This is a genomic window from Pectobacterium nicotianae, from assembly GCF_023272715.1.
GTDB lineage: Bacteria > Pseudomonadota > Gammaproteobacteria > Enterobacterales > Enterobacteriaceae > Pectobacterium > Pectobacterium brasiliense.
Map to the genome: position 1 here is coordinate 3,973,243 of NZ_CP096821.1, position 26,519 is coordinate 3,999,761.

A 26,519-nucleotide genomic window follows, 5' to 3' on the forward strand; every position below is an offset into this window, starting at 1 on the left:
ATTAATGCTCCTGTGTGGCTGATACGGCCTTCGATACCCGATCCGAACGGCTGAGCAGGACAATCAACACGGCGGAGAGCAGCATCAGCCCGCCGACAATCATCATGGGCAGCACGTAGGTTCCCGTTACACCCCGCACCGCACCGGTGATGTATCCCGCTGAAAATCCGGCAACATTGCCAATAGTATTGATGAGTGCGATGGCCGCCGCTGCTGACGCTCCCGTCAGGAACTGGGTCGGCAATGTCCAGAAATTAGGTAGCGCAGCAAAGATGGAGCAGGCCGTTACGGTAATCACCGCAATGGTCGCCGTCGGGGATTCCATAAACAGCGCCAGCGGAATGCTGATCGCACCGGTCAAAGCAGGGATGGCGATGTGCCATGAACGACAACCGCGGCGCGTTGCATCACGCGACCAGAAATACATCACGATGGCCGCAGGCAAGTAAGGGATAGCCGTAATTAGCCCTTTATCCATGACGTTGAACGTCGTGCCGAACTGCTGTTGGAAACCCGCGATAATCGTGGGCAGGAAGAACGCCAGCGCGTAGAGGCCGTAAATAAAACCGAAGTAAATCAGGCACAGTACCCAGACGCGTTTATTGAACATCACGGTCATCACGCTAGGGTGTTTGCTGTGATTTTTAGTGGCATGTTCGCTTTCCAGTTCACTGACCAGCCAACGTTTCTCATCGGCGTTAAGCCACTTGGCATCGGCCGGACGATCCACCAGATAGAACCAGGTAATGATACCGACGATAATGGCCGGAACAGATACACCGAGGAACATCACCCGCCAACCGGACAGGCCGAACAGGCCGTGCTGCTCAATCAGCCAGGCAGCCAGCGGCGCACCTAACACCACCGTCAGCGGCTGTGCCAGATAGAACAGTGACAGAATTCTGCTGCGATAGCGGGCAGGCACCCACATGCTGAGGAACAAGATCGCACCAGGGAAAAAGCCCGCCTCCGCAATCCCCAACAGGAAACGTAGGATATACAACCCTTCAATACTGCTTACCCAGGTAAACAGCAGTGACACGATGCCCCACGACACCATAATGCGTGACAGCCATTTGCGCGCGCCGAAACGGTGCAACGCCAGATTACTTGGGACTTCCAGCAGAATATAACCAATGAAGAAAATGCCAGAAGCCAGTCCGAACTGCGCCACGGTGAGCGCAAGATCGGTGTTCATGCCATTCGGTCCCGCGAACGAAATAGCCGTACGATCGAGGAAGTTAATGAAAAACATCAAGCCGACGAAAGGCACCAAACGCCAGGAGATCTTGCGAATGGCCGATTGCTCTACAGCAGATGGTGTTGTGGTGGATGGTTTTGTGGCAGATTGCCCCGCCGTTGCAGCAGCCGATACTTTACTCATACAGCCCCCTTACTACCGATAGCCAACCCCTTCCCTGTCATTGCCTCTACGCCAGGCTGTTCCTGCATTTCATCCTCTTTCGTCATTCGATACCCGGTGTGACCTTTGTTGTTCGTTGTCTTTTTTATGGTTTGCATACAGGTCTGACACATTGTTATGCCCTCTAAAGATTTAGATCATTAACACACGCTGTGAACATATGAACGATATATTTGCCCCAGTCTTTTGCCTATCTCTCTGTTTAAAAATTGTGAGCATGATCTAAATATGTATCAAAAAGGTAAAATAGCGCCTTAAAAGCCGTAAAAGTGACCAAGATCACTCTTTTAATTACCTCATCCTCTCCGAGAAAACAAAAAACAAATAATCACACATTGAACATTTGAAAGAAGCGGTATATGTTTAGCCATGAAAAGGCCGGAAATGTACGGAATCAGGCAGAGAGATTCTCGTTAGCGTCTGTTTATTAATGTTTTTTATAAACAACTTAGCGAAAGCGACATATCAGGCTCACTTTGACCCTCAGCCAGGCAGGAGATAGATATGCTCTCGATTGCAATTGGTGCAGACAGCGCCGCGATTGATCTGAAAAACACGATTACTGATTATTTACAGCAGAAAGGGCTGACGGTGACCGACTACAGCTACGATCCCACAGGAGAAAACCCGATCTATCCCGATGTTGCCTACACGCTGGCGCACGCGATTAAAGACGGTAAGCACCAGCGTGGGATCCTGCTGTGCGGCACCGGGATCGGTATGTGTATCGTGGCGAACAAGGTCAATGGCATTCGTGCCGCTCAGTGCCACGACACCTATTCCGCCCAGCGGGCCAGAAAAAGTAACGATGCGCAGGTAATCGCGCTTGGTGCGCGGGTTATCGGCCCCGAACTGGCAAAAGAGATTGTCGGTGCCTGGCTGGATGCCGAGTTTGAAGGCGGTGGATCCGCACCAAAAGTCGAGAAAATCAGCTACTACGAGCATCAGGAAAATCATCGGTAATCCTGTCTGACGGCCCGCAGTTATCCCCAGACTGACTGGCCGTCCGTCTTACTGTTCGCTCAGCCGACTTTCCGTGCAGCAAAATAGTGCTCTAGTCGAGAAAGCCCAACCGCAGCAATCGGAAAAAGCGCATGTTATTCCACGACCTCATGGTGCAGTGTGTTGGCTCTGTTTTGCGCATGCCATTTCTCTATTTACATCAAGGAGCTCCTTCATGAACCAACTCGAAGCCCTTAAACAATTTACCGTGGTGGTCGCCGATAGCGGCGATATCGACTCCATTCGTCAATTTTCACCGCAAGATGCCACCACGAACCCGTCCTTGATTTTGAAAGCCGCCACTCTGCCTCAATACCAACCGCTGTTTGATGACGCAATTGCCTATGCGAATCAGCAAGGCGGTAGCTCGGAAACGCGGCTCATCAACGCCAGTGACCGACTGGCAGTGAACATCGGCGCAGAAGTGCTGAAAAGTATTCCGGGGCGCATCTCCACCGAAGTGGATGCCCGCCTCTCGTTCGATCGCGGGATGTGCGTCGCCAAAGCCCGTAAACTGATTGGGATGTATCAGGAAAAAGACATTCCGCGTTCACGTATTCTGATTAAACTCGCCGCCACCTGGGAAGGGATTCGCGCCGCCGAAGAGCTGGAAAAAGAAGGGATCAACTGTAACCTGACGCTGCTGTTCTCATTTGCGCAGGCGCGCGCCTGCGCCGAAGCGGGCGTCTTTCTGATCTCCCCGTTTGTCGGCCGGATTTATGACTGGTATCAGGAAAAGCAGCCCACCAGCGACTATCAGGCAGACAACGATCCCGGCGTGATCTCCGTGCGTAATATCTATGACTACTACAAACGCCACCGTTACCAAACCGTGATCATGGGCGCCAGCTTCCGCAAAGTGGAACAGATTCTGGCGCTGGCCGGATGCGATCGCCTGACGATCTCCCCTGCGCTGCTGGAACAGTTGAAAAACAGCAATGCGCCGGTTGAACGACAGCAGACACCGTCAACCGAAGGGTTCCATCATCCCTCTCCGCTCTCTGAAGCTGAATTCCGCTGGGAGCACCATCAGGATCCGATGGCCGTCGATAAACTGGCGGAAGGCATTCGTCTGTTCGCTGCCGATCAACAAAAGCTGGAAACGCTGCTGGCGGCCAAGCTGTAACTTTTGGAGTCAAGCATGTCCTCTCGTAAAGAATTTGCCAATGCTATCCGCGCGCTGAGCATGGATGGGGTGCAGAAAGCCAAATCCGGTCACCCGGGCGCACCGATGGGCATGGCCGATATCGCCGAAGTCCTGTGGCGCGATTATCTTAACCATAATCCGGCCAACCCTAACTGGGCCAACCGTGACCGCTTCGTGCTGTCCAACGGCCACGCGTCCATGCTGATTTACAGCCTGCTCCATCTCTCCGGCTATGACCTGCCGATTGAAGAACTGAAAAACTTCCGCCAGCTGCATTCCAAAACGCCGGGTCACCCGGAATACGGCTACACCGCCGGCGTTGAAACCACCACCGGCCCGCTGGGTCAGGGGATTGCCAACGCAGTGGGTATGGCGATTGCCGAGCGCACGCTGGCCGCGCAGTTCAACCGCCCGGGTCATGAGATTGTCGACCACCACACCTACGCGTTCCTGGGCGACGGCTGCATGATGGAAGGGATTTCTCACGAAGTCTGCTCGCTGGCCGGCACCATGAAGCTCGGCAAACTGACCGCGTTTTATGATGACAACGGTATCTCCATCGATGGTCACGTTGAAGGCTGGTTTACCGACGATACTGCCGCCCGCTTTGAAGCCTACGGCTGGCACGTGGTGCGCGGCGTGGACGGTCACGATGCGGACGCCATCAAACGCGCTATCGGTGAAGCCCAACTGGTAACCGACAAGCCGTCGCTGCTGATGTGCAAAACCGTGATTGGCTTCGGCTCACCGAACAAGGCTGGTACGCACGACTCCCACGGTGCACCGCTGGGCGATGCAGAAGTGGCAGCGTCCCGCGAACAGCTGGGCTGGGCGCACGCGCCGTTTGAGATCCCGGCTGATATCTATGCCGCCTGGGATGCGAAACCGGCCGGTCAGCGTAAGGAAGCGGCCTGGGATGAGGCGTTTGCCGCCTACGCCAGCGCGTACCCTGAGCTGGCTGCCGAGTTCAAACGCCGCACCGGCGGTGAACTACCGGCCAACTGGCAGGCGGACGCACAGAAATTTATCGACGATTTGCAGGCGAATCCGGCGAAAATCGCCAGCCGCAAAGCGTCACAGAACGCGCTGGAAGCCTACGGCAAACTGCTGCCCGAATTCCTGGGCGGCTCTGCTGACCTGGCACCGAGCAACCTGACCATCTGGTCCGGTTCGGTTTCGCTGGATAAAGACCACGCGGGGAACTATATCCACTACGGCGTACGCGAATTCGGTATGACGGCGATTGCCAACGGGATTGCGCTGCACGGTGGTTTTGTACCCTACACCGCGACCTTCCTGATGTTTGTGGAATACGCGCGTAATGCCGTGCGTATGGCCGCGCTGATGAAAATCCGCAGCATCTACGTTTACACCCACGACTCCATCGGTCTGGGCGAAGACGGCCCGACGCACCAGCCGGTTGAACAGCTGGCCAGCCTGCGCGTGACGCCGAACATGAGCAACTGGCGTCCGGCAGATCAGGTGGAAACGGCGGTGGCGTGGAAATACGCCATTGAGCGTCAGGACGGCCCGACGTCGCTGATCCTGTCCCGTCAGAATCTGGCACAGCAGTCACGTACCGCTGAGCAGCTGGCAAACGTGGCGAAAGGTGGCTACGTGCTGAAAGACAGCGAGGGTCAACCTGAGCTGATCCTGATTGCCACCGGTTCTGAAGTTGAACTGGCTGTCGGCGCGTATGACAAACTGACTGCCGCAGGCCGCAAGGTGCGCGTGGTGTCGATGCCGTCTACGGATGCGTTCGACAAGCAGGATGCGGCCTATCGTGAAGCGGTGCTGCCGAAAGCGGTATCGGCACGTGTAGCAATTGAAGCGGGTATCGCGGACTACTGGTTCAAGTACGTCGGCCTGAACGGCGCGATTGTCGGCATGACGAGCTTCGGTGAATCGGCTCCGGCTGAGCTGCTGTTCGAAGTGTTTGGCTTCACCGTCGATAACGTCGTTGAAAAAGCGCAGGCGCTGCTGAAGTAAAGCGGCAACGCGGTAAAATTGATGCGATAAAACTGCGATACCGTGCGCAAAAGGATCGCAAGCAGCCACATTGTTTGTGATCCAGATCAATTAATTCATCTGAGCACATTGCATGACTCCAGCGCCACATGCTGATATTGCGGCGCAACACCATAAGTTGCACCAGCCTATTTTTATCGCGGCGTGCTACTGCTTCGGCAGGCAAGACCAAAGTAAAAATGCATTTCCTCTTTTTTAGAGGTGCATTTTTATTTTGGTCTTTTTTTTTGGCCTAATTGGCGTCAACACAGGGTAAAGCTATGGATTATCAAAAAATGAATTATCAAAAACTTGGCGTCGACATCCTCGCGTTAAGCGGCGGCAAGCAGAACGTCAGCAAGCTGACCCACTGCGCCACCCGCTTACGCTTTGAGTTCAACGACAGCGATGCCGTACAGGCAGACGCGATTGCCAAACTCCCCGGCGTCATCAGCGTGGTCGATCGCGGCGGTCAGTTCCAGGTGGTCATTGGCAACGATGTCCAAATCACCTATCGCGCGATTTTGAACGAGATTGGCGAGATGAACGGCCAGCGCACTGCCAGCAGTAAAGAACCGCAGAAAAAAGGCGGCATTTTCTCGCAAATCATCAGCGTGATTTCCACCACCTTCACGCCCGTTATCCCGGCGATTACCGGCGCAGGGATGATTAAAGCCCTGCTGGCGATCCTCAAGCTGACGGGGTTAATTTCCGCCGACAGCACGACCTATCGCCTGCTGGACACTATCTCCGATGCCGCCTTCTTCTTCCTGCCTGTGCTGCTGGCTTACGGTGCCTCCATCAAGTTCGCCTGTAACCCGATTCTGGCGATGACGATTGCGGGCGCACTGCTGCACCCGAATCTGGCTCAGCTACTGGCCTCCGGCGGCCCCATCAGCTTTATCGGTATCCCGGTGCGGCTGGCGGACTATGCCGGATCGGTATTACCGATCATTCTGACCGTATGGATCATGTCTTACATCGAGCAGTTTGCCGAAAAGATCTCGCCCTCGATGATCAAGTTTTTCACTAAGCCGATGATCGTGCTGCTGTTTACCGCGCCGCTCGCGCTGGTGGTGATTGGGCCTTTCGGGATTTTCCTCAACGACCTGGTCGCCAGCGGTGCGGCGATCATTGACAGAAAAGCGAGCTGGCTTATTCCGATGCTGATGGGCGGTCTGCAACCGTTTTTGGTGATCACCGGCACCGCTTGGGCGATGACACCGATTGCTACCTCGCAGCTGACTCGCAACGGCTTCGAGATGATCAACGGGCCCGGCATGCTGGCCTCCAACATCGCGCAGGGTGCGGCCACGCTGTGCGTCGCGTTTAAAACCAAGAACAAGAATTTAAAACAGCTGGCTTCTTCCGCAGGCTTCACCGCTCTGCTGGGCATCACCGAGCCTTCTCTGTACGGGGTGACGCTGAAACTGAAGAAACCGCTGATTGCCGCCATGATCGGAGGGGGCTGTGCGGGGATCTATGCCGGGTTGGCCGGGCTGGTTCGCTATGCCTTCGTCTCACCGGGTCTCGCGGCGCTGCCCGCCTTTATTGGTGAAAACCCGATGAACATCGTCCATGCGCTGATCACCTGCGCCATTGCGATTGTCGTCACGTTTGCGCTCACCTGGATCATGGGATTCGACGATCCGGTGGATGAAACCGAGACCACACCAACCACCAATGGTCCGTCTACCTCGGAAACAGAGACCGCCAAAAAACCACAGGCGACGGAAAGTCACGCGGAACAGCAAGCGATTATGAGTCCCTTGTCCGGCAAGCTGGTCGCACTGAGTGACATCAACGATGACGTATTCTCACAGGGTTTACTGGGACAAGGCGTGGCGATTATTCCTGACAAGGGCGAAGTCGTCGCGCCGGTTAGTGGCGAAATCATCACGTTCCTTGAGTCTAAACATGCCGTCGGTATCCGGACAGATAACGGTCTGGAATTACTGATTCATGTCGGCCTCGACACGGTGAATCTCAACGGCAAGCACTTTACCGGTCATATCAAACCGGGTGACCGGGTTAGCGCGGGCGATAGGCTAATTAGCTTCGATCTGCATGAAATCATGCGTCTGGGCTACGACCCGATTACACCAGTGGTGATCATCAACAGCGATGACTACGCCAGCGTCGTCTGTACCGCACCACAGCCGATCGCACCACTGGACACCATCATTAAAGTGAACGCCTAATCCCCATAGAGGCATTGGGCGCCCTGCCCGATGCCTCTTCCCGGATGTGAGAGAAAATATGCATTACCAACAGCAAAAACACTTCCCTGCGGGCTTCCTGTGGGGAGCTTCGACCTCGGCTTATCAGGTCGAAGGAGGCTGGCAGGCCGAGGGGAAAAGCCCGTCGATCATTGATAAATGCCTGCACCCGGAAAACACCGCCGACTTCACCGTGGCCAGCGATCACTACCATCGCTTTAAAGAAGACGTGCAGCTGTTTGCGGAGCTCGGGTTAAAGGCCTATCGCTTCTCCATTGCCTGGACGCGTATTCTTCCCGACGGCACCGGTGCAGTAAATCCGCTGGGCATCGCGTTTTACAACAGCCTGATTGATGAACTGAACGCGCACGGTATCGAACCGGTCGTCACGCTCTACCATTTCGATTTGCCTTATTGTCTGGAAGCACAGGGCGGCTGGCAGAACCGCGCCACGATTGACGCCTTTGTTCACTACGCCCGCACGCTGTTTACGCATTTCGGCGACAAGGTGAAATACTGGCTGACGATTAATGAGCAGAACACCATGATTCTGCACCCCGGCGCGATTGGCCTGCCGGAAGGTGGCGTTTTGCCATCCAAAAAAGTGCTGTACCAGCAGAACCATCACATGATGCTGGCACAGGCGCAGGTCATGGCGTTGTGCCACGAACTCGCGCCCAACGGTTTGATTGGCCCGGCGATCAACACCACCTCCATGTACCAGGCCACCAGCAAGCCAGAAGATGCCATCGCCGCGCACAACTGGGAAACGCTGCGCTGCTGGAGCTTTCTGGATGTCGCGGTGCACGGCCGCTACAACGCGCTGGCCTGGCGTTATCTGGAAGATCGCGGCCTCGCGCCGGAAACATTGCCCGGCGATGACGACATCCTACAGTCAGGCAAACCCGACTACGTGGCGATTAACTACTACTCCACCGCCACCATTGCCGCCAGTAAAGGCGATGCATCGGATATCAGCGCCCGCGCGGGCGATCAGCAAATCATGCTGGGTGAACCCGGTGTCTATCGCGCGGCGGACAATCCGCACGTCGATAAAACGCCTTATGGCTGGGTGATCGATCCCATTGGTTTGCGTTTAACGCTGCGTAAAACCTACGAGCGCTATCATCTGCCAATCCTGATTACGGAAAACGGCATGGGTGCGCCGGATAAGCTTGAGGCCGACGGGACGATCGACGATCAATATCGCATCGATTTTATTGCCCGTCATATTGAACAGATGCAGCTCGCCATCAGCGATGGTGTTGATCTTATTGGCTATTGTCCGTGGTCGGCGATCGATGTGGTCAGCACCCATCAGGGCTACGGTAAACGCTACGGGTTTATCTATGTGAACCGCGATGAGTTCGATCTGAAAGATCTGCGCCGCATCAAAAAGAAAAGTTTTTACTGGTATCAGGGCGTCATCGCATCAAATGGCGCGCGGCTATTTCCTGGGGAATCCTAATACTGACGCCCCAGTACACGCTGTTAAAACAGGGATAAGCTCACTCTGAATCACTCATGTTGCGGGCAAACGCCCCGCAACATGAAAGAGAAGAAATGGGTTATTATTTTACTGACGCTCCCACTGATATCACTCAAGAAACGCATGATGGCTGAACCGATAAAAGCAATAAAAATACTGAACAATAGCCTGGTGTTATCTTCCGATGCAGATAACAACGAAATCATTGTCATGGGAAAAGGGATCGGTTTTAACAGCAAAACCGGCGATATCCTCGATCCGACCAAAATTGAGAAGACCTTTATTCTCAAGGACGGCACATCGCCACGCGAATTTGCTCGCCTGATTGAGCACGTCGGGGAAGAATATGTTCACATCGTGAATAAGATTATTGATGATGCGAACCGACAACTTCATGGTCGCCTGAGCGAACAGGTCTTTTTTACGCTGATCGACCATATCAGCTTTGCGATTGAGCGCTATCGCAAAGGCATCAGCATACAAAACCGTCTGCTGTATGAAGTAAAACGATTTTACCCGCAGGAGTTTGCGATAGCCTCGCGGGCACTCAACGACATTAACCAGCAAATGAATCTGGAATTACCCGAAGAGGAAGCGGGCAATATCGCCTTCCATTTGGTCAACGCCCAAACCGACGTCCAGAATATGGAGAACACGCTCCAGTCGGTCAAAATGCTGAAAGATATCTTTAATATCATTCAGTACAACTTCCATATCGTGATTGATAAAGAATCCATTAACTACTCACGCTTCCTGACGCACATGCAATTCTTTATTCAGCGTCTGTTGGAAAATAGCCTGATTCATTCAAACGATGACTTTATTTTTGAGCAGGTCACCAAAGAATATCCTGATGCCTATAAATGCAGCAGACTGATCAAAGACTATATTCACAACCTGCTGAACATCGACATTTCTAACGATGAAATGCTGTACCTGATTATTCATATCGTCCGTATCACCCCAGAACAGGAAAGTGCGCCCAATCGGCGATAAATTGATCAGCGGTTTTCCTGCCGCTGCTGCACATCCTCGTTCTGATGACCTCACAAGTGCAACACGCGCAAGACCCCATCCCTGATAGTCCATTTGGACAAGGAACACCCCATGCGGGTGACACGGCGATTACTGAAAGTTTCATCGCATTTTTGGGTACTGGGCATGTTCAATCAATAAGGCATTGGCTACTATCATTTTCATAAGCAAATTATGGAAAATTTTTTGTGGCAACGATTACAGATATCGCTCAAAAAGCTGGGGTGGCAGCCTCGACCGTTTCTCGCGTACTTAATAACGATCCCAGCCTGTCCATAACCAAAGAAAAGCGCCAACTCATCAAGAAAATCGCCCATGAGTTGGCCTATTTATCGCCTACACAACGTAAGCAGCAGAAAAAAAGGTTAGAGAACTCGCTTGTTGTCCGCTCTCATTTCAAAATGGATAATGAAAACGTATTAAATCTCGCCGTCGTCCACTTTCTTACGCCCTCAGAAGAACTTAACGACCCTTATTTCACCGCAATGCGTATTGGCATTGAAAACCGCTGCCACCATTTTAATATTTCGTTACGCAATCTATTCACCACCAATTTATCATCCAATAGCCAGACTTTAGCTCAGGCGCAGGCGATCATTTGCGTAGGTCACTTTAGCGATAGCGACATCGCCTTAATTTATTCATTAAATAAAAACCTGATTTTTATCGACTCGGCCCCTCTCGATAAACAATGTGACGCCGTGCTTTTTGATCGGGAAGCGGCCGCACGCGAAGTATTACATTACATTGTGAATAGCGGCGCTCAGCGCCCCGCATTTATAGGGAACAATGAAAGCCGGTTGCATGTATTTCAGGAGATAACGCAAAAACACAATATCTACGACGAGTCGCGATGCAAGGTCAGTCAGTTATTCTGTATTGAGTCCGGCTATCAGGCGATGAATGAGTTGCTGCAACAAAAAGAGTGGCCTGATGTCGTGTTCGCGGCGACAGACATTATCGCTATTGGCGTGTACCGGGCGATTCAAGAGAAAGGTATTGCCATTCCTAAGCAAATAAAAGTGATTGGGATGAATGACATCCCCACAGCACAACATCTCAATCCCAGTTTGACCACAATGCGACTTTACCCCACTGAAATGGGCGAAGCCGCCGTCGATCTGTTTTTAGAATTGGTGGCAGGACGCTATTATAAAAAACACGTACAGATTGGTTATGAGATGGTTTGGCGCGAAAGCTTCACACTCAACGATGCCCTTTTATAATACGTGCACTTATCTTTCCTATCCTTACCAATAAAGCGGCCACGTAAGCAAGCTACGCGGCCAGAGAACGTCAATTAGCGGTTATTTTCCACAGCTGATTCCATCCCCCATTATCATGCCATTGAATACCGGATGCACCGTTCTCTGTTGAACGGCTGTTAACATCCAAAAGCTTCCCACTGTTCCTATTCATGATTTTATAATAGCCATCGCCAGCATCTAAAATCAGCCATTGCTGGCTAAAATGGCCGGTGTTATACATTTGGAGAATTTGCGCACCATCCTCATTGGCACTGAAATTAACATCAATGTACTTTCCGCTATTCACATTCACCAGATTGAAATAACCATTGCCAATCGCATTAAAATAAAAACGCTGGCTGTCCCAGTTGCCGTCACTGTATTGTTCAACCCATGCGCCGTCTTCACGCGAACCGCTCACAACATTAAGCGATTTACCACTATGTCGATTAGCGATCTTATAACGGGTTCCGTTGATGAAATTGATTTGTGATTCGGCAAACGCGTCCAGCGCTCGGGTAAATTGCAATACATTGGTTGAAACTTGCGTCGTCGCGCCTAACGCGTAGCCGTCCGGTAACACCTTTGCATTACCCGCAGGTTCCCAATAAAAAACCCCAATTCCTTTATTTCCCGGCACCGCTTTAACAAGATTAATCGTATCCCTAATCGTCCAGTAACTGTCTGTCGGGTTGGTTTCCAAACCGCCGACTTCAACGACCATGACTTCCTTACCATATCGGCTCGCCATATCATTGAGATTGCTCGCCAGAGCACCAGTGAGCTCCCAATAGTTTTTCCCTTCCCAGTAGGGATAGAACGAAAAGCCAATCACATCGGTTTTCCCACCGTGCGTGGTGAGGAAATTGTCAAAAAACCAGCGAGAGTTTGAATTATTATTCCCATGCGCCAGATGGCTGATCACCTTAGAGGAAGGGCTGACCGCTTTAACCGCATCATAGCCCGCATTCAGTAGCTGCGTTAGATTGGCAAACCGGCTGGTACTGCCTTCCGGGAGTAAAATTCCCGGGTTCATTTCGTTGCCGACCTGCACCCATTCCGGCGTCACGCCAGCGGATACCAACGCAGTCATCACTTCATGAGTGTGATTATAAACGGCCGTCGTTAATTGACTCAGATTGTAGTTCGCCCACGCCGCTGGCTTTATTTGATGACCCGGATCCGCGAAAACATCACTGTAGTGGAAATCCACCATGACGCGCATTCCCATCACTTTGGCGCGCTGCGCGGCATCCACCACGCGGGTTTTATCCGTATAGCCAAGCATCGTCCAGGTCGTATTATCTTTATGCCATAGCGCGCTGGGGTCGGGATTAACGAAAATACGCAGCCGCACAGCGTTTATGCCGTGATCGCGCAATATCTGTAATACATCGCGCGGCGTTCCTGCATCATCACGCCAGCTTACCCCTCGATCTTCTAATTGTTTTACCCAGCCAATATCCGCGCCATAAGCAAACGGCTGCGCTGCTTTCGCCAGATTGGCTGACATGAACCCTATAAACAGCATTAACAATATAGAGATGATTCCTGAATAATTATTCTTTTTCATTCATTTCTCCTTGAGGTAACACGCTTAAAGGGTATTTATTACATAAATACCCAGGTACAGATTAAAAATAGAGGGGATACTGGTAAAAATAAATTTCACAGAATAAACCAAGCAGCCATTAATGGCTGCTTAGCTATTTTCTAATTTTTTCACTTATTTAACATGACGTTTTCTATGGCGTTATCCTCGTCATGACAGACATTTTATTTTTAATTAATCCGTTTTCCATTTTCATCAAAAAAGTGCAGATGTTCACTACGGCACGTCAGCGGAATCGTTGAGTAAGGCACAATACTATTATCACCCGACAAATGAACCTTGAAATTATTAACGCCAGAATACGCACCAAAAATATAGGTCGCATTGCCCAACCTTTCCGTGACCTCACTCGTGATCGACAAGCTGACGTCCCCACCGTTCGGGTCAATACTCAGGTGTTCAGGGCGAATACCCACGGTAATTTTCTGATCGGCGCACAACCCGTGGTTAGCAAGATTAACGGAAAGTGTATTGAGTTTATTGATCAAGATACTCACGTTGCTCCCTTCAACCTGTAGCACTTCGCCAGGTAGAAAATTCATATTCGGCGAACCGATAAAACCAGCGACAAAAAGATTTTCTGGCTTATGGTAGAGCGCCATCGGTGTCCCAACCTGCTCAATATATCCCTTGTTTAACACCACAATTTTATCCGCCAGCGTCATCGCTTCGACTTGATCGTGCGTCACATAAACCATGGTGTTACGCATTTCCTGATGAAGCCGGGCAATCTGTAAACGCATTTCCACGCGTAATTCGGCATCGAGGTTCGATAAGGGCTCATCGAATAAGAACACTTTAGGATCGCGCACAATGGCACGCCCAATCGCAACACGCTGACGCTGACCGCCAGACAACTGTTTCGGTGTGCGGTCTAACAGTGCTTCTAGCTGGAGCGTCATCGCGGCCTTGCGCACCATTTTTTCGACTTCAGCTTTGGGGTGCCCGTTCATTCTCAACCCAAACCCCATATTTTCAGCCACCGTCATATGCGGGTACAGCGCGTAAGACTGGAACACCATCGCAATCCCCCGCTCTGCGGGATCGAAATGGTTAACTAAACGGTTATCAATATGAATTTCGCCATCCGTGATATCTTCCAATCCTGCGATCATTCTCAGCAACGTCGATTTACCACACCCCGACGGGCCGACGAAGACCACAAATTCGCCTGAATTAATCTCAAGATTAATACGATGGATGGTTTCAGTCTTATCGTAACGCTTCACTATATTTTTTAATAAAATATCAGCCATGTTGAACCTCAAACTTAATTTGCCATTGCGCGCGTATTACTTCACTGCGCCCGTCATGCTGGCGATAAATTGCTTTTGCATGGCGAAGAAGATAAGTAAGCTAGGAAGAGTAGAGATGACTGTTCCCACCATAATAAGCCCGAAGTCTGGAGAATAGGCAGAAGCAAAGCTGGATAACACCAGATTAATCGTCTTTAATTCATTAGACTGGAGGACAATAAGCGGCCAGAGAAAGGCATTCCATGACGTCATAAAAACAATGATAAATGCAGCGGAATAGCTGGCTCGCATAATCGGTACGTAGACATACAGAAAAATTTTCCACTCCGCGACGCTTTCCACGCGCGCAGCATCGATCAACTCTCTCGGAAACGTTTTCGTACATTGCCTAAAGTAGAAAATAATAAAGGCTCCGGCCACCGTCGGCATGACAACGGCAAAATGCGTATCCAGTAAGCCAGCCTTACCAAACATGGTGAAAAGCGGGATCATTAATGCCGCAAACGGGATCATCATCGTCGTTAATAGCGCCACATAGACACGTTCACGATTCTTGCTGGAATAAATCTCAAAGGCATAACCCGCGATAGAGCACACCACCAGCGTCGATACCGTGCTAATCAACGCAATCTTTGAGGTATTCCAAAACACTAATGCCAGATCCACCTGACTCGTCAGATTGGTAAAGTTGACCAGTAATTGATCGCCAAACGTGAATTTCCCCATGTTGATTTGGCTGGTGCTATTCGTGCTCGATACCACCATCCAATAGAATGGGAAAAGCGAGAAAATGCTCATCAGCACGAGAAAAATATGCATCAGTATGCTGTTAATTTTACTTTTTCTCATATTATCCCTTCCGTGCTGCTTTAAACTGAATCAGCGCAAGTATTGCTGAAAAAACAACAATCACGTATGAAACCGTTGCCGCATAGCCAAAGTTCGGTACAAATTTGAATGACAGATTATAAATATAAAGCGATAACGTCAGCGTCGCATTTGCTGGGCCACCATTCGTGATATTCATGACTTCATCAAACAGCTGTAATGTGCCAATGGTTGATGTCACACTGGTAAAAAGAATAACCGGTTTCAATAAAGGTATGGTGATGAAGAAAAACTGCTTAATTGGGCTGACACCATCGACTCGGGCGGCCTCATAAATCGATTTATCAATATTCTGCATAGCTGAAAGATAAAATATCATGTTATATCCCGTCCAACGCCATGTAATGGCAATAATGATGGTCACTTTCGCCCAGAAAGGATCGGATAACCACGGAATCGGATCGTCAATAACATGAATAAACAGCAAGAATGAATTAATCACGCCATCCAGTTCAAACATACTCTTGAAAAGAATGGAGTAGGCCACCAGTGAGGTTACACAGGGTAAAAAAATCGCTATTCTAAACCATTGACGATATTTAAGCTGAGACGAGTTCAAACAAGAAGAAATAGCCAGTGATAATAGAATCATAATGGGAACTTGGATTACCAGAAACGTTAAGGTATTCCAAAGTGCCGTTTTGAACATAGGATCACTGAATAAACGAATGATATTTCCCAGGCCAACAAATTGTGTCACCACACCACGGCCAGACTGAAAAGAAAGCCAAAGTGATTTGAAAATAGGGTATATCGTCATTAAGGCAATTAACCCAACAGCGGTAGCGACAAAAGCCCAGCCGTTGATGTTATAAAGCCTATTCATTTTAGGTTTATACATCATTATCACACCATCGATTTCTGGAGAGAAATACTTGAGGGCTTGCCGCCCTCAAGCTCACACTCGCTACTGCATAATCTGATTTTTTAATGTCGCTTCGGCGCGTTTTAAAACGTCATCAACAGAATCGCCTTTCAGTAATGCAGGTATTTCAGCAGCAATGGCGTTATCCACTTCCTGGGTATACATTCCATAGGAAACCTGTGGAATTTCAGTCACCCATTTAGAGAAATCAGCAAACACGGGTTGCCCGCCAAAGAACGGATCGTGTACCGCGTAAGCAGGGCCGGAAGTGGCGGGAAGGAAGGTGGCGAGCGCACCGCGATCAACCAAAAGGGTTTGATACATATTGCTATCTGCCGCAAAGGTTTTCTGCAAAAATTCAATCGCCTGTTTAGTATTTTTGCCACCTTTTAAGACATACCAGCTCGATCCCCCCTGATTGGAAGCATGTACCGCTTTGTCGAGGTTCAGCCGTGGGATCGGCGCAACACGCCATTTTCCTTTCTGATCTTCAGCACTTTTAATGGAGCCAATCACCCATACACCAGAAACCACACTCGCCGATTTTCCGGCATTAAAACTCCCGACGAAGCTCGACCAGCCTGAGATAGGACGTGCAATTTTCGCGTCATTAATCGCTTTAATCGTTTTTAACGTTTCTTTCAGTGCATTGTTTTTGGTGAGGTTGAGTTGCCCTTGATTATCGAAGAACCATTCTCCACCGGACTGCATCATAATATGAGGGAGAACCACATCATTCATATCGTAGGTCAGCATATCAACACCGGTTTTCGCTTTTACCTGCTTACCGATTTCAATATATTTATCCCAGGTAATATTCACCATATCACTCTCTTTATATCCGGCAGCCTCCAGATAATCGAGTCGATAGAACATTCCCGCCACGCCGGAATCAAAAGGAACACCGTATACCTTATCCCCTACCGTCATCACTTTCGTTTTATAAGGTGCAAACTGGCTATAATCGATAGCATCCTGTAATGGGATAAACGAGTCAGGATAAGCCTGAAGATATTTCTGAGCATTATAATCTTCAATAAGCACAATATCAGGAAGCGAGTTTTTAACCCCTGAAGCCAACATGGTATTTAATTTCTGCTCAATATCTTCTTTACCTGAGTCGATCACTTTCAGACTAAAACTTGGATCGGCTTTTTTATATATCGACGATGCCTCATGCATTGCCGCGACATTGAAGTTAGGATCCCAGGCCCACACGGTGACTTCAGCAGCCAGGCTATGACTCGATAAGCCCAGCGTGAGGAATGAAACTGCAAATAGGGTAGATACTTTATTCTTGATCTTCATCAGAGCAGTCCTTCTTTACTTTTTGTAAAGAGAGAATATGAGTTACTGCATAATGAAGCAACGAGTTACACCGCTTACATTCTTTCATCCGGTGATACGGGTCACACAACAGGGAGAAAAATGACTAAATATTCGATCTAAATACAAAAAATTTAGGAAAAATTTCCTCCTATAAAGCCCATACCAGCCCATAAAAATGATGAAAACAAAAACAAAAACCACCACATACCATTGAAAATAAAACAAAAAATAACAGTGTAAAAAGGTTAATCAGCTCATATTAACCATAATCCCCCCTTCACCGTGGAATTACGCAAAAATGAAAGCGTTACCACAGAAAATCAAGCGGCACATGGGGATACCCGTGTGCCGCAAAATATGCCTATGCCTTGGCAAACCAGCCGCGGATGATCGCGTGCTGTAGCAGCATGATGGTCTTGCCGTCTTTAATTCGGCCATCGTTCATCATCGCGACGACTTCGCTGAACGGCAGTTCCAGCACCTCGATATCTTCATCTTCCACACCACCGCCCAGATTATCCCTCTGCGACTCATCGTATTCAGCAGCGAAAAAGTACACACGCTCCGTCACGCTGCCCGGCGACATGTAGGCATAGAACAGCTTTTCCACGTTGCCGATCGCATAGCCGGTTTCTTCGATGGCCTCGTTACGGATACATTCTTCGGGCGAATGGTCGTCCAGCAAACCCGCGCAGGTTTCCAGCAGCATGCCGCTTTCGTTGCCGTTGACGTAGGTAGGAATACGGAATTGTCGTGTCAGAATCACCGTGCCTTTCGCCCGGTTGTACAGCAGAATCGTCGCGCCATCACCACGGTCATAAACCTCACGAACCTGGCGAACGACGCCGCCATTATTTCTTTTTAAATCAAATGTATATTTATTCAGAATATACCAATTATCGGATAGCAGCTTCTTTTCGACGATATCAATGGGAGACGACATGCAAACACCTCGATGCTCGATGACTGAAGGGATTTTTTGGTGATAACGCTTCGTTACAATCGTTTTCATTATAACGGTGCAAATTCATCATATCCCCTTTTAGCCCCAGCATAAACGGGCTGTGCAACGTAAGCCAAACGGAAACATCTCGTTCAATAAACGCTAACCACATGATTTACATAACACGAAATCCTCGGCAACCCGGCCGTACTTTTCAGCCAGCCTGTGTGCATTGTCTATACTGAATCTTCAGTAACTCACGTTCCGGGAAGTCGCTGCGTTTTCGTCGCCCTATAACCACCGTCAGTTCGTCATAACGCGCTTATCGCAACCGCCTTCCATGATTTACGCGGATTCAATACCGCATCACTTCTCCAATAACATCATCGAGGTAGATAACATGAGTCATTTCATTTTCTCTTCACCTGGAAAATATGTTCAGGGTCGCGGCGTGCTGGATCTACTGGGCGAACAGCTCAAGCCGCTGGGTGCGAAAGCGTTTCTGATGGCGGACAGCACGGTGTGGGACATCATCGGCCAGCGCGTCGATGCCTCACTCAAACAGGCGAGCATCGGACACCATTACGAGCGTTTTAACGGTGAGGCTTCCAGCAACGAAATCACCCGTCTTGCCAAGCTGGCGCGTGACGCAGGGACGAATATCGTCGTTGGATTAGGTGGCGGCAAAACGCTGGATACGGCAAAAGCCGTCGCCGATGAGCTAAAACACAACGTCGCTATCGTCCCAACCGTGGCCTCAACGGATGCACCGTGCAGCGCGCTGTCCGTCATCTATACCGATGACGGCGTGTTTGAATCCTACCGCTTTTACAATAAGAACCCCGATCTGGTGCTGGTCGATACCGCCGTGTGTGCGCAGGCACCCGCGCGTCTGTTCGCCTCCGGCATTGCCGATGGCCTGGCCACGTTTGTCGAAGCACAGGCCGTTCAGCGCTCTCACGCCCTCTCCATGGTGGGCGGTAAACCCACGCTGGCGGGCATGGCAATTGCCGAAACCTGCGAAACAACGCTGCTAACCTATGGCTACAGCGCCTATAAAGCCGTGGAAAAAGGCGTGGTCACACCGGCGGTAGAATCCGTGGTTGAAGCCAACACGCTGCTTTCCGGTCTGGGCTTTGAGAACGGCGGGCTGGCTGGCGCGCACGCCATCCACAACGGATTTACCGCGATCAAAGGCGATATCCACCACCTCACACACGGAGAAAAAGTTGCCTACGGCACGTTAACGCATATGGTGCTGGAGCAGCGGCCTGATGAGGAAATCGCCCACTACATCCGCTTCTACCGCGCCATCAACATGCCGACCTTGTTAAAAGATCTGCATCTGGAAAATGAGCCGTTTGAGAATCTGATCAAAGTGGGTGAACTGGCGTGCAGTGACGCCGATACGTTGAAAAATCTGGACAGCAGGCTAACGGCCGAAGACGTCGCCCACGCGATTGTTGCCGTCGATGCGTTCAGTAAAACCATCGCTTAACCGCAGCCGCGGTAAAAAAGCCCGACTCCCGCGAGATCGCTCCAGCGGAGTCGGGCTTGATATATCCGTTGCACGTATCTCTCCGTCGTTTTCCTGCCAAAGAACGTTCTTTCTGCGTCACCAACCTGCTCATTACTATTCACTTTCATTTGACGAGAAAACGGGCAGGATAACGACATACTCTCTCACCCCTGAGCCATCGAATGACGGAACGTCCTCGCTATATCGCCCAATCGGATACGCTGGTTCTTGCCCTTTTCGGGACGATCGTGCTGGCGTTAGGAATGGGACTAGGGCGCTTTTTGTATACGCCGATGCTGCCTGTGATGCTGGAGGAAGGTCGCTTCACCTTCGGTCAACTGTCCTATATTGCCAGCGCGAACTACGCCGGCTATCTGTTCGGTAGCCTGTTTTTCTCTTTTAGCCGCCGCGCTTCAACCGCTCAACCCATGTTCCTGCTGTTTGCCGCAGCGGCCGCAACCGGCGTTTTGCTCTTCGCGATGGCTCTGACCACCGATACGACGCTGGTCATGATCGTTCGCTTCCTCGCTGGGATCGCCAGCGCAGCGATGATGATCTTCGGTTCTTTGACTATTTTGCACCACACAAGGAATCCTCTCGTTATCGCCTCGCTCTATGCCGGGGTTGGCGTGGGGATCGTGTTGGGCAATGAATACATCGTCATCGGACGGCATTACGCCCTCACCGCCGAGCCATTGTGGTGGGGTGCGGCTTTGATCGCCGTACTACTTATGTTCGCCCTACTTATCCTTTCACCGCATCAATCCACCGTCGCACGTCAACCGATGGTCAATGCTGATGAACCGCCTCTACTTGGCTGGCGACGGCTTGCACTGCTGTACGGCCTCGCGGGCTTCGGGTACATCATCATCGCTACCTATCTGCCGTTGATGGTGACCGCACTGGACATGCCGCGTTTGTCCCTGCATTTATGGTCGCTGGTTGGGCTGGCGGTGATTCCTGGCTGTTTTTTCTGGCTATGGGCTGCCAGCCGCTGGGGAACGTTATCCTGCCTGACAGCAAACCTGCTCATTCAGGGAAGCTGCGTCCTGTTGACGCTGTTCAGCCACTCCCCCGTGGCATTGATATTCAGCTGTATCGGCTTTGGTGCTACTTTTATGGGAACGACCTCGCTGGTGATGCCCTTAGCCAAGCGGCTACGCGCACCGCACGGCATCAACCTGCTTGGGCTGGTGACGCTCACTTACGGCATCGGCCAGATTCTTGGCCCACTGCTCACCAGCGCCCTGACGAATACCCACGCTGTCGCGCCAGCGATCCTGTGTAGCGCAGCAGCACTTTTTATCGCGGCAGGGCTCTGTTTTCCCTACCGTCAGCCATAACCATCATCCCGGAGAATCCATGCCATACGTCAACATCAAAATCACCAATGAAGGCGTCACCGCTGAACAAAAGCGTCAATTGATTGAAGGCGTGACCCAACTGCTGGTCGATGTGCTAAACAAAAACCCCAAAACCACCGTGGTGGTAATTGATGAGGTCGAAACGGACAACTGGGGAATCGGCGGCGTGCCGGTGACGGAGTTGAGGAAGGCCAGCAAGTAAGAAAGCTGGTGATAAAGAGTGGAAAGGTGCCACGCTATTCTGACGTAACAATCGGTGGCACCCGCTTTATATCCCCAACATCGTATCAATCAGCAGATACATATTGAGAGAAACTACCAGTACGACAATAAGTTGCCCGATGCGCTGAACCCATTTGCCGTTAACCATCGACCCCATCAGTTCACGGTTGCCGGTGAAGGACAGCAAGGGAACCAGCGCCAGCGCAATCCCGAAGCTCAGCACCACCTGACTCAGCACCAGCACCCGCGTCGGATCCATACCGGACAGAATCACGATAAACGACGGCAGCATCGTCACGGTGCGGCGCACCCAAAGTGGGATATGGAAACGCACGAATCCCTGCATCACCACTTGGCCCGCCAGCGTGCCAACGACGGTAGAGGACAGGCCAGCAGCCACCAGGCTCAGACCGAAAATGACCGCGGCGGCTTTACCCAGCAGCGGCTCCAGCGTGAGGTAGGCTTTATCCAGATCGGCAATATCCTGATTACCACTGAAATGGAACGCCGCCGCTGCCGTCGCCATCATGGCCAGGTTGACGAATCCAGCGATGGTCATCGCAATTGCGACATCGACTTTCGTCGCCGAATAACGCTCGGCACGGGTATGGCTACCTTCATGCTGTGTCAGGGAAGAATGCAGATAAATCACATGCGGCATAATGGTCGCCCCCAACACGCCTGCGGCCAGCAGCACGGCATCGGAGGTTGGCAGACTAGGAATCGCCATCCCTTTGGCTAACGCGGACAGCTCAGGCTGAGAGAAGACCAACTCGACAATATACGCCGCGGCAACAAACAGCAGCAGGCCGCCGATGACCATCTCCAGCGGCTTCTGCCCGCGCTGTTGCAGCATTAAAATCAGGAAGGTTGCAATGGCGGTGAGGATCGCGCCTTCCAGCAGCGACACGCCCAAGAGCAGTTTGAAACCAATCGCCGCACCGATAAATTCGGCCAGATCGGTCGCCATCGCAATAATTTCGGCTTGCACCCAATACGCCCAAACGGCCGGACGCGGAAAGCGATCGCGGATATGTTCCGCCAGATTCTTACCCGTTGCGATCCCCAATTTGGCGGACAGCAGTTGGATCAGCATCGCCATCAGGTTCGCCCACACCACCACCCACAGCAGCGTATAGCCATAGGCCGCGCCAGACTGGATATTAGTGGCAAAGTTACCCGGATCGATATAACCAATCGCCGCGATAAACGCCGGGCCCATCAAAGACAGTTTGACCTTCCTCGATGTGCGGCTTGTTGATTCAATAACACGGCTACCCGGCATAGTATGACCCTTCTAACACTGGTGTTTTATTACTCTCACAAAAACGATAATGATTATCAAGTGCATTTAGAGTGGTAATACCAATTCTTTTGATAGTTAATGATGATGAGTCATTCAAAACCTAAAAAACATCTTTTTTATCAAACAAATCTTAACAAAATATAAACAAAAAACCCCATGCAGGGCACGGGGTTTGGAATGAAGATACGCTGTCACTATGGTACGTAAAAAGCCGATGGTGCGTAAAAGCAGACAGAATCAGTCTTGTGCTTTTGATACCGCGACCATCGCCGGACGTAGCAAACGACCGTTCAGCGTATAGCCTTTTTGCATGACCATCATGACATGGTTCGGCTGGTGATCGGCCGAAGGTAACATCGTCATTGCCTGATGCACTTCTGGGTTAAACGGTACGCCCACATCACCCACAACTTCGATGCCAAACTTGCGTACAGCATCCAACAACGATTTCAGCGTCAGTTCAATACCTTCAATCATCGCAGCCAGTGATTCGTTGGATTTATCCGCCGTATCCAGCGCACGTTCCAGGTTGTCGATAACCGGCAGCATTTCGCTGGCAAATTTCTCTACCGCAAATTTGTGCGCTTTCTCAACATCCATTTCCGCACGGCGGCGAATGTTATCGGCTTCAGCACGGACGCGAAGCATATTGTCACGTTCACGCTGTTGCAGTTCGCTCAACTGAGTTTCCAGTTCTGCGATGCGCGCATCACGCGGGTCAGCTACGTCTGCCGTCTCTGGCGCGGCATCCGCTTGCTGCCCTTTTGCTGCTTCCTTTTGATCCAGGACTTGCTCGTCAGGCGTTTTCTGTTCTTTACTACTCATGAAATTCTCCGCGGTTTAGCATTAATCTCGCTAGTTGCTTATTATGGGGATCAAAATCGGGGATTCAAGGGAACCCGTCATATATTGGTTCCCGCCGCTGCCGATACACCACGCTGAGGACAAAAACAGCAATGAACACACCGCTTACAATGAACAGGCCGTTTAATTGTATTGGCATTGTCGGCCATCCGCGCCACCCAACGGCGCTGGCAACGCATGAGATGCTCTATCACTGGCTCACCGACAAAGGTTACTCGGTTCTGATCGAGCAGCAGATCGCCCGTGAGTTGAATCTAAAAGACGCACCGACAGCGAGCCTTGCCGACATCGGCCAGCAGGCGGATTTGGCGGTTGTCGTTGGCGGTGATGGCAACATGCTCGGCGCAGCGCGCGTGCTGTCGCGCTATGACATCAAGGTGATCGGTGTGAACCGTGGCAACCTCGGTTTTCTGACCGATCTCGATCCTGATCAGGCGCAGCAGCAGCTTTCTGACGTTCTCGACGGCCATTATTTGAGCGAACAGCGTTTCATGTTGGAAGCGCACGTTTGCCGCGCAAACCAGCAGGACAGCATCAGTACCGCCATTAACGAAGTGGTGCTGCACCCCGGGAAAGTCGCGCATATGATTGAATTTGAAGTTTATATTGATGACAAATTCGCCTTCTCCCAGCGTTCAGACGGCCTGATTATCGCCACGCCCACCGGCTCCACCGCCTATTCCCTTTCCGCTGGCGGCCCGATTCTGACGCCGTCGCTGGATGCGATTGCGCTGGTGCCCATGTTCCCGCATACGCTGTCTGCCCGCCCGCTGGTCATCAACAGCAGCAGCACGATTCGGCTGAAATTTTCTTGCATTACCAATGACCTGGAAATCAGCTGCGACAGCCAGATTGCGTTACCGGTACAGGAAGGCGAAGAAGTCCTCATTCGCCGCAGCGAACATTACCTGAATCTGATTCACCCAAAAAATTACAGCTATTTCAACACTCTAAGTTCTAAACTCGGCTGGTCAAAAAAATTATTCTAAAATTTTACCCAGCCACTTTACTGTATATAAAACCAGTTTATACTGTATGCAATCACATGTGATTACATACAGGGGTTTATCATGCTGGCGCAACTCACTATCAGTAACTTCGCCATCGTGCGCGAATTAGAAATCGATTTTCAGTCAGGAATGAGCGTAATCACCGGGGAAACCGGTGCGGGGAAATCAATTGCGATTGATGCCCTCGGTTTATGTCTGGGAAATCGTTCTGACGCCAGCATGGTCAGGCCGGGCGCTGCCCGCGCCGACATTTGCGCCCGCTTTGCGCTGGCGGATACCCCGACGGCACGTCAGTGGCTGGAAGAAAACCAGTTGGATGACAGCAACGAGTGTCTGCTACGCCGCGTCATTAGCGCCGATGGTCGTTCACGCGGCTTTATTAACGGCACCGCCGTGCCGCTGTCTCAACTGCGTGAACTCGGCCAGCATCTGATTCAGGTGCACGGTCAGCATGCTCATCAGCTACTGCTGCGCCCCGATCATCAAAAACACCTGCTGGATGCCTATGCCGATGAACCAAAGCTGCTGGTTGCTATGCAGCAGGTTTGGCATCAGTGGCACCAAAGTTGCCGCGCGCTGGCGCAGCTGCAACAGGCGGCCATTGAGCGCGAAGCCCGCCGGGAACTGCTGCAATACCAATTAAAAGAGCTAAACGAATTCGCCCCACAGCCCGGTGAATATGAGCAGATTGACGTTGAATATAAGCGTCTGGCGAATAGCGGTCAGCTACTGACGATGAGCCAACAAGCTATGCAACTGCTTAGCGAAGACGACGAGCAGAACATCATCAGCATGCTGCACAGCGTAAAACATCAGCTTGGCGAACTCATCAGCATGGATGACAAACTGTCTGGCGTGCTGTCCATGCTCGAAGAAGCCGGCATTCAACTTAGCGAAGCCAGCGATGAGCTGCGCCACTACAGCGAGCAGATGGATCTCGATCCGATTCGGCTGTATGAACTGGAACAACGCCTGTCGCGCCAGCTCGCGCTGGCACGCAAGCACCATGTTGCTCCAGAAGCGCTCCCCGCGTTCCATCAGCAGCTATTGGAAGAACAGCAACAGCTGGAACAGCAGGAAAGCGACCACGACGCGCTTAACGCTTCCGTCGGCGAATACCATCAGCAGGCATTGCACCTTGCAGAACAGCTGCACGTGCGCCGTCAGCACCACGCCAGCGAACTGGCACAGCTCATCACCACCAATATGCGTGAACTGGCAATGCCACACGGCCACTTCACCATTGATGTGAAATTTACGCCAGACAACCTGACGGCCACCGGTGCCGACAGTATCGAATTCCGCGTGACGACGAACCCCGGCCAGCCGCATCAGACGCTGGCAAAAGTAGCCTCGGGCGGTGAGTTATCGCGTATCGCACTGATTATTCAGGTGATCACCGCGCAGAAAATGGACACACCAGCGATGATCTTCGATGAAGTCGATGTAGGTATTAGCGGACCAACCGCCGCCATCGTCGGCAGAATGCTGCGCCAGCTCGGCGAATCTACACAGGTTATGTGCGTGACGCACCTGCCACAGGTCGCGGGCTGCGGTCATCAGCACTTCTTCGTGAGTAAACAAACGGACGGTGCAGAAACGGAAACGCTGATGCAACCGTTGGATAAACGTGCTCGGCTACAAGAACTGGCACGCCTCTTAGGCGGCAGCGCCGTCACCAAAAATACGCTGGCAAATGCCAAAGAACTGCTGGCAGCCTAAAATATGCTGCCGACAAGGGCGAGAAAGGTGCATCACCGGTAAAAAAGCTC

General features: G+C 51.2%; 21 protein-coding genes. 12 read left to right on the top strand and 9 right to left on the bottom strand.

From position 1 onward, the window contains the following. Window position 1: 1 nt before the first annotated feature. Complete coding sequence (locus MYB54_RS17690; protein ID WP_014914262.1) at window positions 2–1,384, bottom strand: MFS transporter; 1,383 nt, start codon at window positions 1,382–1,384, stop codon at window positions 2–4. A 543-nt stretch (window positions 1,385–1,927) separates the two neighbouring features. Here MYB54_RS17690 and rpiB point away from each other — a divergent pair. The 7 genes from rpiB (at window position 1,928) to MYB54_RS17725 (ending at window position 11,548) form a co-directional block, all read left to right on the top strand. Continuing rightward, window positions 1,928–2,386, top strand: coding sequence for a ribose 5-phosphate isomerase B (gene rpiB, locus MYB54_RS17695; protein WP_014914261.1), 459 nt, complete (start codon window positions 1,928–1,930; stop codon window positions 2,384–2,386). 214 nt (window positions 2,387–2,600) lie between these two features. Next, the gene (tal, locus tag MYB54_RS17700) at window positions 2,601–3,551 is read left to right on the top strand and encodes a transaldolase (protein ID WP_014914260.1); all 951 of its coding nucleotides are present in this window, start codon (window positions 2,601–2,603) and stop codon (window positions 3,549–3,551) included. A 15-nt stretch (window positions 3,552–3,566) separates the two neighbouring features. Continuing rightward, window positions 3,567–5,561 carry a transketolase gene (gene tkt, locus MYB54_RS17705; RefSeq protein WP_248721139.1) on the top strand — a complete coding sequence of 665 codons (1,995 nt, stop codon included), beginning with the start codon at window positions 3,567–3,569 and terminating at the stop codon, window positions 5,559–5,561. Between the two features lie 314 nt (window positions 5,562–5,875). After that, on the top strand, window positions 5,876–7,780 hold the full coding sequence (locus MYB54_RS17710) for a beta-glucoside-specific PTS transporter subunit IIABC (protein ID WP_248721140.1): 1,905 nt from the start codon (window positions 5,876–5,878) through the stop codon (window positions 7,778–7,780). 58 nt (window positions 7,781–7,838) lie between these two features. Continuing rightward, window positions 7,839–9,266, top strand: coding sequence for a glycoside hydrolase family 1 protein (locus tag MYB54_RS17715; protein WP_205564230.1), 1,428 nt, complete (start codon window positions 7,839–7,841; stop codon window positions 9,264–9,266). Window positions 9,267–9,413: 147 nt separating this feature from the next. Next, a complete protein-coding gene (licT, locus tag MYB54_RS17720; protein WP_010282486.1) occupies window positions 9,414–10,283 on the top strand; it encodes a BglG family transcription antiterminator LicT in 870 nt (289 codons plus the stop codon). 227 nt (window positions 10,284–10,510) lie between these two features. Then, a complete protein-coding gene (locus MYB54_RS17725; RefSeq protein ID WP_248721141.1) occupies window positions 10,511–11,548 on the top strand; it encodes a LacI family DNA-binding transcriptional regulator in 1,038 nt (345 codons plus the stop codon). Window positions 11,549–11,618: 70 nt separating this feature from the next. Here MYB54_RS17725 and MYB54_RS17730 read toward each other — a convergent pair whose 3' ends face one another. From MYB54_RS17730 to nudK, 6 genes are all read right to left on the bottom strand, one after another. Further along, entirely contained in the window at window positions 11,619–13,142 is a 1,524-nt protein-coding gene (locus tag MYB54_RS17730; RefSeq protein WP_248721142.1) for a glycosyl hydrolase 53 family protein, read from the bottom strand. A gap of 209 nt (window positions 13,143–13,351) precedes the next feature. Then, a complete protein-coding gene (locus MYB54_RS17735) occupies window positions 13,352–14,437 on the bottom strand; it encodes an ABC transporter ATP-binding protein (protein ID WP_040032735.1) in 1,086 nt (361 codons plus the stop codon). Between the two features lie 36 nt (window positions 14,438–14,473). Next, window positions 14,474–15,286, bottom strand: a complete 813-nt coding sequence (locus MYB54_RS17740) for a carbohydrate ABC transporter permease (protein ID WP_014914251.1) — start codon at window positions 15,284–15,286, stop codon at window positions 14,474–14,476. 1 nt (window position 15,287) lies between these two features. After that, complete coding sequence (locus tag MYB54_RS17745) at window positions 15,288–16,169, bottom strand: carbohydrate ABC transporter permease (protein ID WP_039274971.1); 882 nt, start codon at window positions 16,167–16,169, stop codon at window positions 15,288–15,290. A gap of 63 nt (window positions 16,170–16,232) precedes the next feature. Continuing rightward, window positions 16,233–17,498, bottom strand: a complete 1,266-nt coding sequence (locus tag MYB54_RS17750; protein ID WP_014914250.1) for an ABC transporter substrate-binding protein — start codon at window positions 17,496–17,498, stop codon at window positions 16,233–16,235. 382 nt (window positions 17,499–17,880) lie between these two features. After that, the gene (gene nudK, locus MYB54_RS17755; RefSeq protein WP_014914249.1) at window positions 17,881–18,462 is read right to left on the bottom strand and encodes a GDP-mannose pyrophosphatase NudK; all 582 of its coding nucleotides are present in this window, start codon (window positions 18,460–18,462) and stop codon (window positions 17,881–17,883) included. 400 nt (window positions 18,463–18,862) lie between these two features. Here nudK and MYB54_RS17760 point away from each other — a divergent pair, with 400 nt between their 5' ends. The 3 genes from MYB54_RS17760 to MYB54_RS17770 all read left to right on the top strand — a co-directional run bounded on the left by MYB54_RS17760 (window position 18,863) and on the right by MYB54_RS17770 (window position 21,547). Next, on the top strand, window positions 18,863–19,960 hold the full coding sequence (locus tag MYB54_RS17760; RefSeq protein WP_039502304.1) for a glycerol dehydrogenase: 1,098 nt from the start codon (window positions 18,863–18,865) through the stop codon (window positions 19,958–19,960). Window positions 19,961–20,163: 203 nt separating this feature from the next. Then, the gene (locus MYB54_RS17765) at window positions 20,164–21,324 is read left to right on the top strand and encodes an MFS transporter (protein WP_248721143.1); all 1,161 of its coding nucleotides are present in this window, start codon (window positions 20,164–20,166) and stop codon (window positions 21,322–21,324) included. A 19-nt stretch (window positions 21,325–21,343) separates the two neighbouring features. After that, window positions 21,344–21,547: a 2-hydroxymuconate tautomerase family protein gene (locus tag MYB54_RS17770; protein WP_010282462.1), complete on the top strand. Its 204-nt coding sequence runs from the start codon at window positions 21,344–21,346 to the stop codon at window positions 21,545–21,547. 66 nt (window positions 21,548–21,613) lie between these two features. Here the strand turns inward: MYB54_RS17770 and MYB54_RS17775 are convergent, their stop codons facing one another. Beyond that, the gene (locus tag MYB54_RS17775; RefSeq protein ID WP_039274980.1) at window positions 21,614–22,852 is read right to left on the bottom strand and encodes an Nramp family divalent metal transporter; all 1,239 of its coding nucleotides are present in this window, start codon (window positions 22,850–22,852) and stop codon (window positions 21,614–21,616) included. A gap of 258 nt (window positions 22,853–23,110) precedes the next feature. Further along, entirely contained in the window at window positions 23,111–23,698 is a 588-nt protein-coding gene (gene grpE, locus MYB54_RS17780) for a nucleotide exchange factor GrpE (protein ID WP_119872289.1), read from the bottom strand. Between the two features lie 149 nt (window positions 23,699–23,847). Here grpE and nadK point away from each other — a divergent pair, with 149 nt between their 5' ends. Together nadK and recN are read left to right on the top strand one after the other, a co-directional pair. Then, window positions 23,848–24,726 (top strand): NAD(+) kinase, encoded by an 879-nt coding sequence (nadK, locus tag MYB54_RS17785; RefSeq protein WP_010282445.1) that lies wholly within the window; start codon window positions 23,848–23,850, stop codon window positions 24,724–24,726. Between the two features lie 81 nt (window positions 24,727–24,807). Then, window positions 24,808–26,469 carry a DNA repair protein RecN gene (recN, locus tag MYB54_RS17790; protein WP_014914244.1) on the top strand — a complete coding sequence of 554 codons (1,662 nt, stop codon included), beginning with the start codon at window positions 24,808–24,810 and terminating at the stop codon, window positions 26,467–26,469. The last annotated feature ends 50 nt before the right edge of the window (window positions 26,470–26,519 follow it).